The sequence below is a fragment of the Providencia sp. PROV129 genome, assembly GCF_028482245.1.
In the GTDB taxonomy this organism is placed as follows: domain Bacteria; phylum Pseudomonadota; class Gammaproteobacteria; order Enterobacterales; family Enterobacteriaceae; genus Providencia; species Providencia vermicola.
The window spans coordinates 306,779-325,421 of the sequence record NZ_JAMPQD010000006.1 but is presented as its reverse complement, the minus strand read 5'-3'; the positions used below and the strand labels follow the sequence as shown (position 1 = coordinate 325,421).

The window sequence follows — 18,643 nt, the reverse complement described above, 5'->3', positions numbered from 1 at the left end:
ATCAGTAAATCAGCAAATGACATTATCCAACCTTAATTTTGAAATACTATTTGCTTGCCTGATTAATTTTATGTATTTTTATTCACTATAAATGCATAATTAAAGAGGTCTAAAATGTTTAAAAAGCTCGTTTTTGCTGGTTGTATGACACTGGCTGCATTCGCAGGGAATGTTTACGCAAAAGACAGTTATACCGTAGGTGCTGGTGGAACATATCGACCATTTGAGTTTGAAAATAGCCAAAAACAATTGGAAGGTTTTGATATTGATATTATTAAAGCCATTGCTGATGCAGAAGGTTTTGACGTCAAACTGGTTAACACACCATGGGAAGGTATTTTTGCCACTTTATCCTCAGGGGATAGAGATATTTTAATTTCAGGGATAACTATCACAGACAAACGCAAAAATATGGTTGATTTTTCCAATCCTTATTTTCCTGCTGAACAAGCTATCGTGATCGGTGAGTCTTCCAATGTTACCGATTTAAATAGCTTAAAAGATTTAAACGTTGGTGTTGTTAATTCCAGTACAGGGGATATTGTGGTCTCCGATGTAATTGGTAAAAACAGCACATCAATTAAACGTTTCGATAATACACCTTTATTGTTGCAAGAACTGTATGAAGACGGCATTGACGCAGCAGTTGGTGACGTTGGTGTCATTAAGTATTACATCAAAACTCACCCAGAGAAAAAATTTAAATTAATCTACGATAACCATTTTGAAAAACAATATTTCGGTATTGCGGTTGCTAAGGGAAATAGTGAATTACAACAAAAGATTAATAATGGTTTAAATACCATCCTTGAAAATGGCACTTATAACCAAATCTACCAAAAATGGTTTGATGCAAATGTTCCGCAATTACCAAAACAATAGCTTTATTTAATTTAAAGCCATCTTTAGGTGGCTTTTTCTCGTTATAAATCAGGGTGAAATTAAGATGTCTGCGTTTCGTTGGGAAATAATTGAAGAGTACGCCCCACTATTTGCTGAAGGCGCATTAATGACCATAAAGGCCACCATTATTTGCGTTATTTTAGGCTCTTTGTGGGGGCTCACGCTTGGGCTGGGGAGAACGGCCAAAGCGGAACAAGGGATTTGGAAACCCATTTTACGCTATTTCGTACAATGGCCCGTGCGTTTTTATGTTAGCGCCTTTCGTGGTACACCATTATTTGTACAAATAATGGTTGTTCATTTTGCATTGGTTCCATTATTTATTAATCCGCGTGATGGGTTGTTCGTTACATCAGGGTTAATGTCCGTTGATACCGCCAAAATGCTACGTTCTGACTATGGTGCATTTTTATCTTGTGTCATTGCTATTACTTTAAATTCAGGGGCTTATGTTTCTGAGATTTTTCGTGCAGGCATTCAATCAATTGATAAAGGGCAAATGGAAGCCTCGCGGGCGTTAGGAATGAGTTGGGCAAAAACAATGCGTAAGGTCATTCTTCCGCAAGCTTTCCGCCGAATTCTACCTCCTTTAGGTAATAACGCGATTGCTATTGTCAAAGATTCATCACTTGCTTCCGCAATTGGTTTGGCCGATCTCGCCTATGCTGCGCGAACTGTTTCTGGGGCATATGCCACATACTGGGAACCCTACTTAACAATATCAATAATTTATTGGATGCTGACATTTATACTCGCTCAGTTAGTGCAATATATGGAAAGAAGGTTGGGCAGAAGTGATTTACGTTAATGATTTACAAAAAAAATTTGGGGATACCCATGTTTTACGCGGAATCTCTTGTGAGATCCATCCGCAAGAAGTTATCTGTGTTATTGGTCCTTCTGGCTCAGGGAAAAGTACTTTTTTACGTTGTTTAAACGCACTGGAACGCCCTGACGGCGGTGAAATCAAAGTCAATGGATTTGATGTTCATGACCCAAAAACAGATCTCAATAAAATGCGTGAAAATGTTGGTATGGTTTTTCAACGCTTTAATTTATTTCCACATATGACAGTGCTTGAAAATTTGATGATGGCTCCGACACTCGTTAAAGGTTTAAAAAAAGAGCAAGCGTTAAAACAAGCTGAGCAGCTTTTAGTCAAAGTTGGCCTATTAGATAAAATTGATGCGTGGCCTGCAAGCCTTTCTGGTGGGCAGCAACAGCGTGTTGCCATTGCACGAGCATTAGCAATGCAGCCGTCTATTTTATTATTTGATGAACCGACTTCAGCACTGGATCCTGAGTTAGTTGGTGAAGTATTGTCTGTTATGAAAACGTTAGCAACTGAAGGTATGACGATGGTTATTGTCACACATGAAATGGGTTTTGCCCGTGAGGTTGCGGATCGCGTTATGTTTATTGACCAAGGCATCATTCAAGAAGAAGGTCCTCCTGAACAACTATTCTCAGCACCTAAAAACCCTCGTACTGCAGAGTTTTTAAGCAAAGTTCTCTAATTACCCCGCCTGCTTATCAACATAAGCAGGCTTTTCTGATAGCTCAATTCCTTTTTTCTCCGTATGCTAAGAATATTATTCTTATATAATTAAACTTAACCTATGGATATTAAAAGCCTTTGTAAGCATTACCGCTCAGGGAAAAAATTCAAATATGTTTTTTTCTGGGGGCACCAAACCAAACAAAATCAAGTCACGAAAAGCTGCTTTAGTCAGTGGTACCCTTCACCGTTTATTGTCGATGGGCACCGATTCGCAAGTGCAGAGCATTTTATGATGGCAGAAAAAGCACGTTTATTTGGTGATATTGAAACGTTAGGAAAAATCATTCATGCGCCTAACCCAGGAGCAGCAAAAGCGTTTGGTCGCGAGGTTCGTGGATTTAAACAAGATGTTTGGAATGATAAACGTTTCGAAATTGTTGTTGCCGCGAATATGGCCAAGTTTAGCCAAAACGAACAACTTAAAACATTTTTACTTTCAACCAACGAGCGCGTATTAGTTGAAGCCAGCCCTGTTGATAAGATATGGGGAATAGGCCTTGCCGAAGATGCAGAAAATATCGAAAATCCACTCACGTGGAAAGGATTAAATCTTTTAGGTTTTGCTTTAATGGAAGTTCGCTCCCAACTCGCAAGTTAAACATATTTTTTGCACTTAATCCCACTCCACTAAAAAGCCCGTTGTTATCAAACAACGGGTCAGTCAGTCACTGAAATGTAGGATATGCTACTACATTGATTACAATGGCATTCTATATTCAATCACCCCTGGTTTCTCTGCCACCCAGTTATACAGTTTTTGCCCGCGTAAATTAGTTTCTTGTGTATGCCAATATAAGCGACCACATTGTTTATCTTGTGCTTGCACTTGAACAAATTCAATAAGCTGCTTACCAACGTGACGCCCTCTCATTTCTGGCGTGACATACAAATCTTCTAAATAGCAAAAGTCATTTTTTGCCCATGTTGAACGATGAAATAAATAGTTGACGAAACCAACCACTTTGCCATCTTCAAGAGCGACTGCGCAGTGCATAGGCTCATTATCGTCAAAAAAACGCTCCCAAGCTTTTAATGTTACCTCTTCACTTAATTCAACTTGATAGAACTTTTGGTATTCCAACCAATACACTAACCATTCTGGATAATGTTCTGGGGCAACAAACTCAATCGTAACTGGTAATGTAGCTTTATTCATAATAACCCTTCCATTTGTAGATATATTACATAATGTGGTTATAGTACAATCCCATCTGGTGCTGTATAAGATACACTTTTGTTATTTATTTAGGATCCACTTATGCGACGTAAACAACAAGCTCAGTTTCCATTGCTCCTACTTGATAAGGGATATATAAAAGAAAATGTGTATCACACGATCCGCAATGCAATCTTAGATGGTCGTATAGCTTCAGGTGTGAAACTACCGTCCTCAAGGGCTTTAGCTGAGATGATGTTTATTTCGCGTAACTCAGTCATTGCAGGCTTTGAGAGGTTAATTGATGAAGGCTATTTGTATTCCAAAAAAGGCTCTGGCACTTATGTGTCAGCAAATATTCCTGACGAATTAGTTCGTACAGCATCGACTTCACAAACAATTAAGCAGCCTGAATATAATGCACTTAATCTTAATCCTAAAGTCGCAATATTGACAAGTTTGTGGAATCAATCACGACCAAATACAAAATCGCGCCAAATGTTTAATATTGGTATTGGTTGTGTTGATCAGTTTCCTCATGAACTATGGGGAAGATTATTAGGCCGTGTTTGGCGTAAATCGAAACAAACTATCCCTTTTTTCAATCATCCAGATGGGTTTACGCCCCTTAAGAAATTGCTGGTGGATTATGTTCACTCCACTCGCGGCGTTCACTGCAAAGAGAAACAAATTATCATTGTCAATGGAACCCAACAGGCAATTAACTTAGCTGCGAAAGTACTGTTACAACAAGGTGATAAAGTTTGGCTTGATGACCCAGGCTATGACAGCGCTCGCGCTATTTTAACTGCAGCAGGGGCTGAAGTTTCACCGATACCATCCGATTCCGAAGGCATGGATATCGCTTATGGTGCGAAACACCATGGAGATGCCAAATTAGTTTATACCGCTCCTTCCCATCAATTTCCTTTAGGCACTACATTAAGTCTATCCCGCCGTTTAGCATTGCTTGACTGGGCACAACATAATAATGCATGGATTTTTGAAGATGACTATAACAGCGAGTTCCGTTTTTTATCTAAGCCAATTCAAGCATTACAAGGCTTAGACAACCAGCAAAGAGTCATTTATGCGGGCACATTTTCAAAAATGATGTACCCAGGGTTTCGCTTAGGTTTTTTAATTGTGCCAGAAGTTCTGAGTGAAGCATTTACCATGATGAAATACTACAGTGATAGCCATTGTGGATACCTAGAGCAAGCCTCTCTAGCCCAGTTTATTCAAGAGGGCCACTATGCTCGCCATGTGCGTAAAATACGCAAAATATGCCATGATAGGCAGAACGCGTTTTTCAATGCGATTAACCTGTACCTCCCTCATTTATTTGAAGTACAAATGACAGATTCAGGAATACACACTGTATGTTGGATAAAGGCTGGGTACGATATTAATCTTATACTTGAACAGTGCCGCTTATTAGGTTTTGGTGCACAGCCTTTATCACGATATTGCATTAAAAGTACCAAGCAAAACGCCATTTTATTTGGTTATGCAGCACATACTGAAACTGATATTGTGCACAATGTGAAGTTACTAAGTGAGCAGATGAATAAGATATACCCAAGCTAAACAAAGAAGATTTTACGCTTTTATCTGATAGTCAGATTTTTGCTAAGCTTTATAACTATACCTTAATGATATTCTTTCATTTATATTGAGGTATTGTAATGATGCAAACAAACTACCCCTATGAATATGAAGTGGGTGATATTGTTTTTACCAGTATTGGTACCGAGTTATTTCGTCAAATTGCTTCAGCCTCTTTATGTTGGAGCAACCATGTCGGTATGATCATCGGGCACGATGGTGAAGATTATTTAATTGCCGAAAGCCGTGTGCCTTTATCCACAACCACGACACTTTCACGTTTTATCGCTCGTTCTTCAGATAAGCGTTATAGTGTGCGCCGTTTCGCCAACTCGTTAACACAAGAGCAAAAAAATGCCTTGGTTGCACAAGTCCCTGCCCGTTTAAATAAGTTTTACCATACGGGGTTTAATTATGAGTCGCCAAGGCAATTTTGTTCTAAATTTGTCTTTGATATTTACCAATCTGCCTTATCTGTACAAATTGGTGAAATTGAAACGTTTGAAGAATTATTAACAAAGAATCCGAATGCAAAATTAAATTTTTGGAAACTTTGGTTTATTGGTCAAATACCTTGGGAACGCACTACTGTAACGCCCGCCAGTCTGTGGAATCATCCTGAGCTATCGTTAGTTTACCGCAGCCACGAAGATATCCACTAATTGAAGAATAGAATATTAGCGAAGTCACCGAACGTCGCCTAAAAGTGGCTTAGTATACTAAGCCACTATTTCCCTATCATTAAAGCTTGAATTGCCATCAAGCTGATTTGCTGCAATATATCACTCAATAAACGTTCATCAATTTGCTGAGCATTGAGTCGCTTAAGAAAAGGTTTTCGCGCGACAACAAAACCTAATACTTGTCCTATCAATACATGAGCTCGGATAATCGCGGTTTGTTTATCAATGCGATTAATCGTTTGGATCAGCCCTGACAAACGTATATGGAAAGGTTCGATAAAGTCCCGATAAATAACATCATAATTTTCTGTAGGCTCAAGTTGCTCACGAAGAATAAGCACGGAATAATATTCATGCTTTGGTAATAACAACGCATTCCCTAACCCTGTTATCAATAAACTAATTAACTGATTTGCTTGCGCCTGCTCAATAGGTGTTTGTTGCATAGCTAGTTTAAGCTGTGCATCAAACGCCTGAACATTACTTTCCCGAGATAAATCGCTCGCAATTTTTTGAATAACAGCGCAATAAACACCTAGCTTTCCCCCTAAATGATAGGGAATTGCAGACTGGTTAACACCCGCACTTTCAGCCAATTGTCGCGTACGAACGCCATTGATGCCATGAATCGCAAATTGTTTAATCCCTTCATTAATTAACTTTTCTTTCGTTAACTCTGATGAAAGTATGTTTTTATTTGTGTCATTCATATCTTGCTGTTATTCCTAAAATTATATGTCCGCGCGCATAAGATAAGTAGAATTATTATTCAGTTCAATCCCCCTATCTTTACCGACAACCACTGTGCCACCGAGATTACATAAATGATAGCCAAATGCGCAGTTAGGTTCAAAGGCAAACGTCATCCCTTCCTGCAAAACTAATTCACGCCCTGGATTTGGCAACCGTTCCAATTGACGGTATTTTTGGGCAATAGGTAATGACTCTATACCAGGGGCTGTGCCAAAGCCAATAGGCCCATAAGGATTAATACTGTGGATCAATGGATGTACATGCCACCCCTTCGATTTTAACAGCGGTTTTTCCATTTCATCCACCACTTCACCGAATGTGACCCCCTCTTTAAGGTACTCAACACCAATTTCATAGCATTCCCTTGCAACAGCTGCCGCTTTTTCGATATTGGGATGAATTTTCCCCACCGCAACCGCAGCTTGGTGCTGTGTTTCATACATGCCATACAGAGCAAATATTTCTGTTAACACAATATCACCTTGCTGTATCTTTCGTGGCGTTTGTGAACGGTATTGCCACGCAGGCTGACCCCACCCAATATATTCAGGTCCTGAACCCATCAAAATTTCGGCAGTGAATCCCCCCATAGATAAACATTTCGCGGTGACTGCAGCCGCAATATCCGCCTCTGAATTACCGACAATAGCTGTAGAACGCATCGCTTCACTCATTGCCTCACCTATCATTGCAGCATATTTTACATGTTCAAGTTCTTCTGCACTTTTCACCGAGGCGAGTTGAAAAAACGAGCGGTAAACAGGGACAAAATTTAACTGAGGTAAACGCGCTTTTATTCCCGTCAATGTGTTATACGGCATTGCACCATCGAAATAAAATGGCGGGTAAGGCTCTAGCCCCACTACACCAACATTCGCATTTGCAGACACACCTAAATCAACAAATACCTGCGCAATATTACGCCCTGTTTTCCCTACAACTATTTGCTCTGGTGATATCCACTGCCTATCACCTCGCATTTGTGCTTGCATATGATCAGCTACCATCATGGGGGCGAATGTGACTACCAGTGGGGCTTTATCTTGATGGAAGATCACAACCGACCCTAAACGATCATTGGTGAAATAGTGATCAATACAAAACGGTGCGGGTGCCGCTGATTCCCTGTCCCCATAAACCATAAGGACTTCAAGATCATGCAGGTTCATGATTTTCCGCGCAATCCCCCATCGTCTATCGCGTTCTTCAAACGAAAATGGACTTGGTATCGTTAGGTTATTCATCTGTTTCCTCTCTTATTTATATTTAATTCATTTGAATGAATTAAATATAGTCCGCATTGAGAAATAAAGTCAAACCCTTGCTTGACCATTTTGTGCTAATGACTAAATTCTATTTTGATATGCAATCAAACAGTGAAAGATTCTAATCCATTGGAAACAGCTCGCCTAAAACACAAATGCCTCTTTATCAGAGGCTTAGTTAAAGGCAAATAAGATAAAGCTAAAGACTCTAGCTTATTTTTCGATAGGTGACTTGTTATTATTTTTTCTTGTTTAACATCGATTTCAAATCAGCAAATGGGTTATAAGTTGCCGCTTCGATATCATTTTGTGCATCTTCCCCCGCCACAACATTGGTGCCATACATGTCTGCTTCTGTGTATTTTGAATGCTCATGATCATGGCAAAATAAACATAATAGCTCCCAATTGCTGCCATCTTCAGGGTTATTGGTATGATCATGGTCGATATGGTGAACCGTTAACTCGCGTAAATTCGAATATACAAACTCGCGAGTACAACGTCCACACACCCAAGGGTAAATTTTTAGGGCTTTTTCACGGTAGCCGCTTTCTAAACGTGCGTAGTTTTTAGGGATTAGAGCCATTGCCGACATTCCTATTTCAAAAAATTATTTAATGATAATTCATCTAATATACCTCAAGTTAGACTGAAATAAGAAATCTAAGGCAACAAAAAACCCAGATATTGATTCTGGGTTTCTCTTGATTCGCTATTATTCGAATAGATTACTTATTTAACAGCTCTCTACGGATAATCTCTGCCCCTGCACTTAAGGCATTGAGTTTACCCGTCGCAACTTGGCGCGACAGTGGTGCCATTCCGCAGTTAGTTGATGGATAAAGCTTATCTGCATCCACAAATTGAAGTGCTTTACGCAACGTATTAGCGACCTCTTCTGGCGTTTCGATGACATTACTTGCCACATCAATCGCCCCGACCATCACTTTTTTGCCACGAATGAGCTCAATTAAATCCATTGGAACATGGGAGTTATGGCACTCCAGTGAAATAATATCGATACTCGAAGTCTGCAGCTTAGGGAATGCTTCTTCATATTGGCGCCATTCAGAACCCAACGTTTTCTTCCAGTCTGTATTGGCTTTAATGCCGTATCCATAACAGATATGCACTGCTGTTTCACACTTCAGGCCTTCAATCGCCCTTTCCAGCGCCGCCACCCCCCAATCGTTCACCTCATCAAAAAATACATTAAACGCAGGCTCATCAAACTGAATAATATCAACGCCTGCGGCTTCGAGCTCTTTTGCTTCCTGATTCAGGATCTTAGCAAATTCCCATGCCAATTTTTCACGGCTTTTATAATGGTTATCATACAACGTATCAATCATAGTCATTGGGCCTGGTAATGCCCATTTAATCGGCTGTTTCGTTAACTGGCGCAAAAATTTAGCATCTTCAACAAAGACTGGTTTTTGACGCTCAACAGCCCCAACTACCGTCGGAACACTCGCATCATAACGATCACGGATTTTAACCACTTCACGCTTTTCAAAATCAACGCCACTGAGATGTTCAATGAATGTAGTCACAAAATGCTGGCGAGTTTGCTCACCATCACTCACAATATCAATCCCAGCACGCAATTGATCTTCGAGGGATAAACGCAGCGCATCTTGTTTCCCTTCAATTAATTCTTCATTTTTTAACTTCCAAGGCGACCAAAGAGTCTCAGGCTGAGCAAGCCAAGAAGGTTTTGGTAAACTGCCAGCGGTAGATGTTGGTAATAATGTTTTCATAATAATTGACCTTAAATTTTTATCATTAATCAAAGTGCGTAGCTAGCAGACCATTGTTCTAGAATATGCTTATAGGGTTCAATAAAATGCTCTTCTGTATATTTCCCCTGTTCAATAGCCAATCGGCTACGTTCTTCGCGGTCATAAACAATTTTTGTTAACGAATAATCTTGGTTAGTTAAACTCGGTTGATAACATTGCCCTGCAACTGAATTTGCATTATAAATTTCTGGGCGATAAATTTTCTGGAATGTTTCCATCGTACTGATCGTACTAATCAGTTCAATATTGCTGTAATCGCTCAGCAAATCTCCCGTAAAATAAAAGGCTAATGGAGCAACGCTGTTTTGTGGCATAAAATAACGAACTTGTAATCCCATCTTTTTAAAATATTGATCCGTTAATGAAGCTACATTTTGCTGATATTCGATACCTAATACTGGGTGCTGATTACCCGTGCGATGGTAAACATCTTTATTTGAGACGCTTAAACAAATAACTGGCGGCTTATTAAAATGTGCTTTGTATTCGTTCGAGTTAACAAAACATTTAAAAATATTTCCATGTAAATCGCCAAATTTTTCAGGAATACTAAAGTTTGTTTGGTCTTTATTGTGATCTAACAATAAAACACTGAAATCATAATCACGGACATAAGAAGAAAAATTATTTCCGACAATTCCCTCTGTACGTTGCCCCGTCTTGTTATCAACGATGTTTGTTTTTAATACCTCAATCACAGGGAAGGTATTGGCATTATTTTCAACACGCATTTCCACAGAAATAATTTCAAGCTCAATTGCATATCGGTCACTTTTCGGGTTATCCCAATAGGCTAACGTATTAAAACGGTTGTTCATCATGGCAAGCGTGTTACGCAAATTTTCTTGACGATTTTTCCCTCTAGCTAAATTAGCAAAGTTAGTTGTGATCCGTGTATTTTCAGAAGGATTATAATTTTCATCAAAAAGACTACTTTTAATCGTAAATGTAAAATTTTTGTTCATCGTCTTGTCGCCCCTAAATTCCAAGATGGAAACTAAATTGACTTCTTGATTTTTTAGAAGTTTTTGTTTCTCATTCATCAATCTTTATGTTGTAAATAAGTTAACTTTTTAGCGTTAATTCATTTATGCCAGAGCCGCTGAATGAGTGAAAGCGACTTAATTTCACTACAACATGAATGAAATTCATGATCATGGATATGACTGGCTTTGTGCAGTATTTAGATCTGTATCACATAATTTAGATTAAAAAGGTATAAGTAAAAAAGATGAGATAAGCCTGGTTATTGATAGGTGTTGAACTTACGAGGAGCCTAGTTTGATATTTCAATGTTCAGAGTTTACACACAAAAAAAAGGCACTCGCCCCCGAGTGCCTTTTGACTACAACTCACTGAATATAAAGCAAATTACATCTATTCAGCGGTTCTGGTACTTGTGCGGATGAGGTAATCAAATGCGCTAAGTGCGGCGTTCTAAAAGTGAGTTAAATAATTGATTTAAATGGATTTAGTCAATGGTTAATGTCCACATATTGACCACACTTATAAAGCCTCTTTTGACGAGAGGCTTTATTTTTGCTTATTTTTCAATGGGTAGGAGTAGTTTTTCTAACTAAAATTGGTTTTAGTATTAATGTTAAATGCAGCCACTATAACTTACTTTTTTAGCTAAAGGTGTTCTTCTCGAAGCTTTCGAGATACTTCAAGTCCTTCAGCTTTAGCTTGTACTTCAAATATCTCATTAAGAGAGTGTTCCAACAAGTCAATTGCAATTAGTAAATCTCCTCGCGTCGATCTTTTTAATGCATGAACTGCATTGTTTCCCATAAATCGATGCTCATGCAAAGATTTAGCACTGCTAACAGTTAAGTGACCGCGCTCATTTAAACCGAATATTTTGCCTTCTAGGTTATTTTTTCTTATAGTTTTACCACTCTCTAAAATTACTGGGCCATCTGAAATCTCTAAATAGGAACAGATTCCTTCTACAAGTGCTCTTAAACCAGCGGCTGCCAAAACAAATGAATCATTATTAAATGCTTCAATTGATTCTTTGTAAATTCTTACGAGAGAGCTAGGAACATTATCGAATTCTTTTGCTACTATCATATGCTCTGAACGTTTAGGATATAAAGTTATTCTTGTTCCATCGTCCCACTCATCATCACTAATTAGATAAACATCTTCTGAACAAGAATTTTCCTCACGAAATGATAAGACCTCACAGCCTTTGCATTGGATTACCTGACAAGAATTACCCCACTCGATAGTATGACCTCCACCACAATCCTCTTGACCGTGTAACTCGTAAGAAGTGACGATTTCATGGTTTGTCTCTCTATTACACTGAACGCAAATCTCTTTAACTACCAAACCTTTAGAATAGTTTTCAGTAAATTTCTTTGTGATTTTTGACATTATTTATCCATTGTGATTTACAACATTTAAAGCACTTATATTTACCATAATCTGTAAAAATGATCATTTTAATATTATTTCGATGTGAGATAATTAAATAAATCCTATAAATCCACTTAAAATATAAATTGGGTAAAAATATGAATATATGCAAATGCTTTCAGTGTGAAACATGTGAGACTTTAATTGATTGTAGAATTGGTATGTCAAACAGAGATACTCAGCCATTCCAATTTGCTTGTCCTGTTTGTGAAGAGCGTATTACATTCGTATTTGGAACTAAAAATGATCACCTTACAGGTGCTATTGATATTCCTGAGTTTGATTCTCCTTTTACAGGTAAAAACCATTTCGTTGATCTTCATCTCGATTTTCCTGTTTATTTCGGAAAATATCAAAAAGGAATCACCACATTTTTCAGAGTGATCAGTGAAATAGGTCAAGATTCATATTTTCATTTAGCTGCTCGTCTTGAACTTTTGAATAACCTTCATCCAATGGAAAGAAACTTAGAGCGTATTATTACACAGTATAAACAAGGAAATATTAGTAACTTTGAAAAATCCTGTGCCCAAATACCTAATATAAAACTTAAATCTCATAAAAAAGAGGACATTTTGGCAGCGCTATACTCTGCAACATCAATTATGTCATCTCCATTTACACTTCATGAGGAAAATGAAAATTTAGCAATTAATTTCCCTAAAATATATATGTACTTACATGAAAACCATACTGAAAAAACCATCGATTTTATTAATGAAATAATTTCAAATAAATTTCTAATGAATCTTCATTACGATTGTTTAAGTTTATATCCAAAACTTATTAAATTTGATTTACCCTTACGAACAGCTTTTTTTTATGATTATATAAATGAAGATAAATATCGCCCTGTGCCAGTTCGCGTGTCTACTGCTGACTTTGACCTTTGTAATAACTATTACAAAGATTTAGCTGAGGTTTTTGCTCGTCAATTAACTTTAGTTGCTGGATTAAACAATCTGCTAAAACGTGCTGACCATAATGAATTTGAAGCATCTTTGAAAATGACAAAAAAACAAGGAATTAGAAAAGAACTTATTTCTTTAAATACATTTGCCGATATAGATTTAGGACAAAAAATAAAATTTATTGATGATTGTTTTTATTCCATAAATAAAGAGGCTATCGATAGCCGCCTTAGAAATGGAATTGCTCATTATAAATATGAGTATAAAGAGTCGACACAAAAAATCACCTATTACCCATCAAAGGAAGGCATGGAAAGAAATAAGTACGAAGAAATTTCTTTTATGGAATTTCTTCGTAAAACTTTATTATTATTTAGAGAGGTTCATAACTTGAACCATCTTATCAAAGCGACTTTTTTCTATGAAATACTTATTCTTAAAAAATTTAAATGACCAAATTAATCTCCAAACTAAACAGCTGGTAACCTCAGCTTATTTATAATATTACTTGAAATTGTAATACTATATACGACCTTTTATCATGTAAGGTAGATATTTAAGTCGAATCCACATATCAAAACATCTCCATCTGTTTCTCTCCCCGATGTGATCTAGGTAGCTCATCCATCGGGATTTCAAAGCCTTCTGGCAACTCTTGGGGGATTGTTTTTGTGAGATAAATTTCCACTGAGGTTATTGTCGTAAAAGAGCAGCCACACAGCAAATTTTGGCATTGGTGATAGCTTCTACGGGTTTCACTACTCATGGATTTACTGGTTTTGGTATAAGTCACAGCGCCACACTTTGGACAATTGAACGCCATTTTATAACCTTGGGTTATGGGTATGCCTGACGTTATTATAATCAATTATCCATCGTTTTGCTCGTCATCCGTCATATCAACATCTTTGATTTTTATTTCCAGTTCTAAATGGGTAATAAATCCGTTCCCATCAATGGTGTGTGTCACTCGGCTAATCACCCACTGGTGACTATCAATGGTCGGCTTAAAGCCAGTTACCGTGACAGGCATTTCAGGGTATAAATCGGCTCGCCCCTCGGCCAACGTAATATTAAATTCTGCTACGCCCCTTTGTAATTTTGACCACTTGGCCGCGGCGGCACGCTTAGCGGATTGTTCGTTTTTAAAGGTTTGTCGCATCACAAAAACATTACCCTCAGCACCCTCGATGTAATCGCCCTCTTTTTTGCTCGACTTCTCTTTTTTGGGCTTTTGCTTGCGTTTAAGATTGGTTTTCTTTTGTTTGCCGTAGTTCAAATCTAACCAGTAAGCTTGTACGCCTGTGTACGCTTGCCGGTCGGCCAATCGGAAATAATGCCTATCCCCACTTTCCCGCATGATTGTGATTACTGGTAACGGCTTGCCGCTTTGCGTGACTCCCTGATTAGGCACGATAAATAATAAACTGCCATTTTTAATGGTGGCTATCGCGCCGAGCATTTCAGCCATGCGCGTTAAAAAGCTAATCCTTGCCGTCGGTGGGATTGCTATTGCCACCCTAGTCACTGCCCTTGGCGCGTTAGCCCTTGCCGCTGCCACGGTGATTGTGCCGTTTGCCGCGATGCGACTTAGTCTATTTATGCTTACCAGTGCTCAAGGTTTTGGCGGCTTAATGGCCGCGGGTAGTAGTGCCATTAGCCTTATTGGTGGCGGCTTTTCTTTGTTATTAAGCCCTGTCGGCTTATTCGTTGCGGCCATCGTCGCCGCTGGGGTATTAATTTATCAATATTGGGAACCCATTAAAGCCTTTTTTAGCGGGTTTTGGGATGGTTTCACGTCTGCCCTTGCGCCAATTGGTTTGGCTTTCAGCGCCACCTTCGCACCATTTGCCCCGATATTTGATGGCATTTCAAATGCCGTCAGCAAGGTGTGGAATTGGTTTAAAGAATTACTGTCACCGGTTCAATTATCTACGGAAGAATTGAAATCGTGTACTGAAGCAGGCCAAGTGTTTGGCGAAGTGGTGGGTAAAGCTATCAGCGCCCTATTTTTTCCCATTCAGCAAGTCGCCAAAGGCCTTGGCTGGATATTAGAAAAACTGGGTGTTATCCCCTCCGCGGCCGAAGCTGCCGCAGATGCGGCGCGTGCCATGGGAGTTGACCCGAACGAAAAAGACCCTTTCAAAGTGCTGAACTCCGTTTCAGCTTATGCAGGGAAAACCGCCAAGGCCAACGAACAGGTACAAAAACAGCAAGCCGAGGCAACCAGTAAAATCACCAGTAGTGTAACCGTAGCTGGTAAACAGCTTGAAAAAAGCAGCGAGTTGCAGAAAAAAGCCAATGACGTTAACCCATTAGAAAATGCAGAAAAATACGGCACCTTGGTGTATGACGGCGCAGAGAAAAAGAGTAAAGCCAAAGGCAGTAAATCTGCATTAAGTGACGCCGCGGAAAGTGTCGATAGAAATAAACTCGGCGATATTGTGTTTAAAAACTTTCCGGCAGTAACGGCCGTTAATGGGCTATATCAAGAGCCCCGCATTACCGCCAAAAAAGCGTCATTATTTCCACAATTCAATGATGCTTTGATCAATACGTTAGCCCCTATTCAACCCAAATTAAATGCGGTACCGGTGGCAGTATCGCCGACACGGCCAGAACGCCAAATCATGCAGCCGGAATACAATACTTTTGAGTTGAATTTTTACGGTGTTGATATGAGCAATAAAAAAGAAATTTCCGACATTGTGAAACAGCAATTATCCACCTTGTTACGTGAACGTGATAGCCGCCGCCGTTCCAGCTTAAAAGATCAGGACTAAATTATGATGATGATTTATGACATGTTTGTGTTTGAGCTACGCACCGCCCCTTATCAAACCTTTAACCATTCACTTGACTGGCGCCATGTGAAAAATGACCGTGTTGGCCGCAGTGCAAAATGGCAGTACATCGGCGCCGGTGAAGATAAGATCACACTAGCCGGTACGCTTTATCCCGAAGTGACCGGCGGTGATGTATCGCTGGAATTATTGAAAATCTCGGCCTATGTGGCTAAGCCACTGCCTTTGATTGAAGGTACAGGAACCATTTATGGGATGTATGTGATCACCAATTTAGTGACTGATAGAACGGAATTTTTTACCGATGGTAAGGCGAAGAAAATAGATTTTACCCTGTCTTTGAGTCGGGTGAATGAAGATGTGAGGGAAAGGCTGGCAGGTGTGGATGTTGGGGAGTTGATTACAATACAATAACCAAATTATCATTCCAGCTCTATCAACTGGAATGATATTTTTTTAATATAACTATGCAGTAATTTGAACTATTGCCGAAACATACTCATTCCAATTCACTTTACCACCTGAACAGTTTTCAATTGACCAACATTGATTTCTAGAACTGTAAAAACATACATATAAATTAAAATCTTCATCAGAAAGTGCATTATTGACAATACAAAGCCTATAATCAGATTCATTTTTTAAGAAGTGTCTATATTCATTGGGGGTTAGCTGAATTTGTTTGCCAAGGCCAAATAAACCTTTAACTTCGATTCTTAATAGTTCATCAGATTTATATGCTTCTAAATCCCAACCAACATTGTCACGCTCAACACTTTTTATACTATAACCCTGTTTCTCATAGTACTCCGTCGTTCTTGCAACTGCTGATTTTTCTGTTTTCCTTCTTAGCTCAGGATTACTATTATAAATAGCAGAGATAATATCTTCTTGCGTCATACTGTCTTGTTGTTCATTTATTAAAGAGGTTCTTAAATTTATAATTCTCTTCACTCGTTCAACAAAGTCAGCGCCTTCACGGCTATCCCCATACCAAAAAGGTGATGTTCCCATTAAACCTTTTCCATTTCTAGGTACTCTCAAAGTTCGTTCTTCTACAGGAAGCAGTAAGCTATCTTTTGCATCAGCTTCAAACCAATAACTTTCCTCTTCATCATAATGAGCTCTTGGTTTAGCAGTATTCTCATCTAGTTTTTGAATATTCCTAAAAACACGTGCATTTCTATACCACCCAATGACAACATTCCCATCACTAGGACTAGTTGCGCACCAGATAACATCAACACCATCAATGTATGGCTCTTTTATATTATCATTGCCTGAAATTCGCTCTAAATCAAAAGAAGAGCCCCTATTCCTTACATAACCATAATATTTACCGCCAAACTCCAAAAAGTTTCGGTTTTCATGACCTGTTTTCATTTCACTTACGTAAGAACCACCATTAATTATTTTATCCGTAGTTTCTCCACGGTAATTTTCCATCCATCCAATGTTACAAAATAAAATAGCCATACTTTTCCTTAATAATTATATCTTCTTAATCTTTCGGTGCCTCACCAGGATTAATCTCAGCCTTCAATTTCCAAAATTTAATTAAATTTTCTAATCTGTTAAGCAGGTCATCATAGGTAATAATATCTATTATATGTTTATATTTTCTTTTTATTATTTCAAAATCATGACGTTGTTCATCTGTAAGGTTATGACTTCTCCCAAGAAGCACAATGCCATTAGGATTAGTTATTTTTATACTCATTTCACCATTTGGAAATAAACGCTGGCTAACTAATCTCTCACCTTCAACTCCACTTTTATTCAAATGAAATATGTATTTTTCAACTTGCATTATAGAGCCTGAAAGCTCCTTCAATGGTATGTAATTCTCTCTATAACCATTATTTGTAACTATACATTTTTCAAATGGTTGTTTTATTTCTATAATATCTAAATTCCCATCATAATCGACTAGAACTATATCTATGAATCGATCTTTTCCCCTATATTCATCTTTTATTTTTACATTTTCAGCCACGTGAATATACTTAGGGAATAATAACAATACTATTTGCAGTACCTCTTTCTGCCAAGAATTTTCATTGTATGATTTGTAATCAACAAGCATTTCATTTAGCTTCAAAAGGCTATTTTCATATTTAATAATCTCTTGAAGTGCATATTGCCCTAAAATATTCTCAGAACTTATTGTGACTTTTTTATTCATATATTTGTTATACTGACTAAAGAAATCACGTTTTTGATTTATATACTCAGAAAGAATCAATGATATTCTTGATTCTGTGTACCTATCTAATTCATAACTGTTAGGAAATTCTTTGATAAGTTCAAAATAAGCACTTTCAGGTATATTACCATCATGCTCCCCACCAATGTATATATCACCATCTATAATATTACTTAGTTTTCTAGGGATGGATATATTTCTATGTGCCACAAAGCTTTTAACTGAAAACTTAACATTTCTATGAATATAGAAATTAGAAGTAATATCCAAAACTTCACTATCTATTTTATAATATTCACCTATCAACTCACCTATTACAAATAAATACCTTCCTTCACTTTCTTTTCCAATCAGTTTTTTTTTACGGAAAAAAAATGTTCTTAGTAAACAAATAGTTCTTCCATTTTCAAATTCATGGAGAACCCAATCATAACTAGCATTCTCAACCTTGTAATCTAAATATACAAATTCATCTTCCCCATAGATACTTATCATGCAAAAATCCTTTTATATTTAATAATGTAGAAATATAATTTTTTTCCTCATTAAAAGCTACAAACAAAATCA

19 protein-coding genes and 1 pseudogene are annotated in these 18,643 nt (G+C 38.0%); 9 read left to right on the top strand and 11 right to left on the bottom strand.

Annotation, left to right across the window (positions count from 1 at the left end; genetic code table 11):
- Positions 1–114 precede the first annotated feature (114 nt).
- From PSF27_RS04340 to PSF27_RS04325, 4 genes are all read left to right on the top strand, one after another.
- A complete protein-coding gene (locus PSF27_RS04340) occupies positions 115–882 on the top strand; it encodes a basic amino acid ABC transporter substrate-binding protein (RefSeq protein WP_206084277.1) in 768 nt (255 codons plus the stop codon).
- 64 nt (positions 883–946) lie between these two features.
- On the top strand, positions 947–1,711 hold the full coding sequence (locus tag PSF27_RS04335; protein ID WP_206084275.1) for an amino acid ABC transporter permease: 765 nt from the start codon (positions 947–949) through the stop codon (positions 1,709–1,711).
- Entirely contained in the window at positions 1,698–2,420 is a 723-nt protein-coding gene (locus PSF27_RS04330) for an amino acid ABC transporter ATP-binding protein (RefSeq protein WP_206084273.1), read from the top strand. Before PSF27_RS04335 ends, PSF27_RS04330 begins: the two co-directional genes overlap by 14 nt.
- A 102-nt stretch (positions 2,421–2,522) precedes the next feature.
- On the top strand, positions 2,523–3,062 hold the full coding sequence (locus PSF27_RS04325; protein ID WP_206084272.1) for an NADAR family protein: 540 nt from the start codon (positions 2,523–2,525) through the stop codon (positions 3,060–3,062).
- Between the two features lie 99 nt (positions 3,063–3,161).
- On the opposite strand, the gene PSF27_RS04320 is transcribed toward PSF27_RS04325, so the two are convergent.
- Positions 3,162–3,620, bottom strand: coding sequence for a GNAT family N-acetyltransferase (locus PSF27_RS04320; protein WP_206084264.1), 459 nt, complete (start codon positions 3,618–3,620; stop codon positions 3,162–3,164).
- 102 nt (positions 3,621–3,722) lie between these two features.
- Here PSF27_RS04320 and pdxR point away from each other — a divergent pair, with 102 nt between their 5' ends.
- Positions 3,723–5,210: a MocR-like pyridoxine biosynthesis transcription factor PdxR gene (gene pdxR / locus PSF27_RS04315; RefSeq protein WP_206084263.1), complete on the top strand. Its 1,488-nt coding sequence runs from the start codon at positions 3,723–3,725 to the stop codon at positions 5,208–5,210.
- A 101-nt stretch (positions 5,211–5,311) separates the two neighbouring features.
- Positions 5,312–5,890 carry a YebB family permuted papain-like enzyme gene (locus PSF27_RS04310; protein ID WP_206084444.1) on the top strand — a complete coding sequence of 193 codons (579 nt, stop codon included), beginning with the start codon at positions 5,312–5,314 and terminating at the stop codon, positions 5,888–5,890.
- 65 nt (positions 5,891–5,955) lie between these two features.
- Here PSF27_RS04310 and PSF27_RS04305 read toward each other — a convergent pair whose 3' ends face one another.
- The 6 genes from PSF27_RS04305 to PSF27_RS04280 all read right to left on the bottom strand — a co-directional run bounded on the left by PSF27_RS04305 (position 5,956) and on the right by PSF27_RS04280 (position 12,113).
- The gene (locus tag PSF27_RS04305; protein ID WP_272680925.1) at positions 5,956–6,621 is read right to left on the bottom strand and encodes a CerR family C-terminal domain-containing protein; all 666 of its coding nucleotides are present in this window, start codon (positions 6,619–6,621) and stop codon (positions 5,956–5,958) included.
- 21 nt (positions 6,622–6,642) lie between these two features.
- Positions 6,643–7,908, bottom strand: coding sequence for a M24 family metallopeptidase (locus PSF27_RS04300; protein ID WP_272680924.1), 1,266 nt, complete (start codon positions 7,906–7,908; stop codon positions 6,643–6,645).
- Between the two features lie 259 nt (positions 7,909–8,167).
- Complete coding sequence (gene yajD, locus PSF27_RS04295) at positions 8,168–8,515, bottom strand: YajD family HNH nuclease (RefSeq protein WP_206084257.1); 348 nt, start codon at positions 8,513–8,515, stop codon at positions 8,168–8,170.
- A gap of 142 nt (positions 8,516–8,657) precedes the next feature.
- A complete protein-coding gene (locus PSF27_RS04290; RefSeq protein WP_206084255.1) occupies positions 8,658–9,689 on the bottom strand; it encodes a methionine synthase in 1,032 nt (343 codons plus the stop codon).
- 29 nt (positions 9,690–9,718) lie between these two features.
- Entirely contained in the window at positions 9,719–10,696 is a 978-nt protein-coding gene (locus PSF27_RS04285; protein WP_272680923.1) for a DUF1852 domain-containing protein, read from the bottom strand.
- Between the two features lie 667 nt (positions 10,697–11,363).
- Entirely contained in the window at positions 11,364–12,113 is a 750-nt protein-coding gene (locus tag PSF27_RS04280; RefSeq protein WP_272680922.1) for a DUF4145 domain-containing protein, read from the bottom strand.
- Positions 12,114–12,316: 203 nt separating this feature from the next.
- Here PSF27_RS04280 and PSF27_RS04275 point away from each other — a divergent pair, with 203 nt between their 5' ends.
- Positions 12,317–13,519, top strand: a complete 1,203-nt coding sequence (locus tag PSF27_RS04275; RefSeq protein ID WP_249890304.1) for a hypothetical protein — start codon at positions 12,317–12,319, stop codon at positions 13,517–13,519.
- A 121-nt stretch (positions 13,520–13,640) separates the two neighbouring features.
- Here the strand turns inward: PSF27_RS04275 and PSF27_RS04270 are convergent, their stop codons facing one another.
- Positions 13,641–13,889, bottom strand: a complete 249-nt coding sequence (locus tag PSF27_RS04270) for an ogr/Delta-like zinc finger family protein (protein WP_004254581.1) — start codon at positions 13,887–13,889, stop codon at positions 13,641–13,643.
- A gap of 45 nt (positions 13,890–13,934) precedes the next feature.
- Positions 13,935–14,555, bottom strand: a pseudogene (locus PSF27_RS04265) (contractile injection system protein, VgrG/Pvc8 family); the annotation flags it as partial.
- Between PSF27_RS04265 and PSF27_RS04260 the strand changes: the two are divergent.
- Both PSF27_RS04260 and PSF27_RS04255 read left to right on the top strand, forming a co-directional pair.
- Positions 14,536–15,849: a hypothetical protein gene (locus tag PSF27_RS04260; RefSeq protein ID WP_272680921.1), complete on the top strand. Its 1,314-nt coding sequence runs from the start codon at positions 14,536–14,538 to the stop codon at positions 15,847–15,849. The pseudogene PSF27_RS04265 and the gene PSF27_RS04260 sit on opposite strands and share 20 nt — an antisense overlap.
- 3 nt (positions 15,850–15,852) lie before the next feature.
- Complete coding sequence (locus PSF27_RS04255) at positions 15,853–16,284, top strand: phage tail protein (protein WP_272680920.1); 432 nt, start codon at positions 15,853–15,855, stop codon at positions 16,282–16,284.
- Positions 16,285–16,335: 51 nt separating this feature from the next.
- Here PSF27_RS04255 and PSF27_RS04250 read toward each other — a convergent pair whose 3' ends face one another.
- Together PSF27_RS04250 and PSF27_RS04245 are read right to left on the bottom strand one after the other, a co-directional pair.
- Positions 16,336–17,346 (bottom strand): protein NO VEIN domain-containing protein, encoded by a 1,011-nt coding sequence (locus tag PSF27_RS04250; RefSeq protein WP_272680919.1) that lies wholly within the window; start codon positions 17,344–17,346, stop codon positions 16,336–16,338.
- A 25-nt stretch (positions 17,347–17,371) separates the two neighbouring features.
- Positions 17,372–18,571: a Shedu immune nuclease family protein gene (locus tag PSF27_RS04245; RefSeq protein ID WP_272680918.1), complete on the bottom strand. Its 1,200-nt coding sequence runs from the start codon at positions 18,569–18,571 to the stop codon at positions 17,372–17,374.
- Between the last annotated feature and the right edge of the window lie 72 nt (positions 18,572–18,643).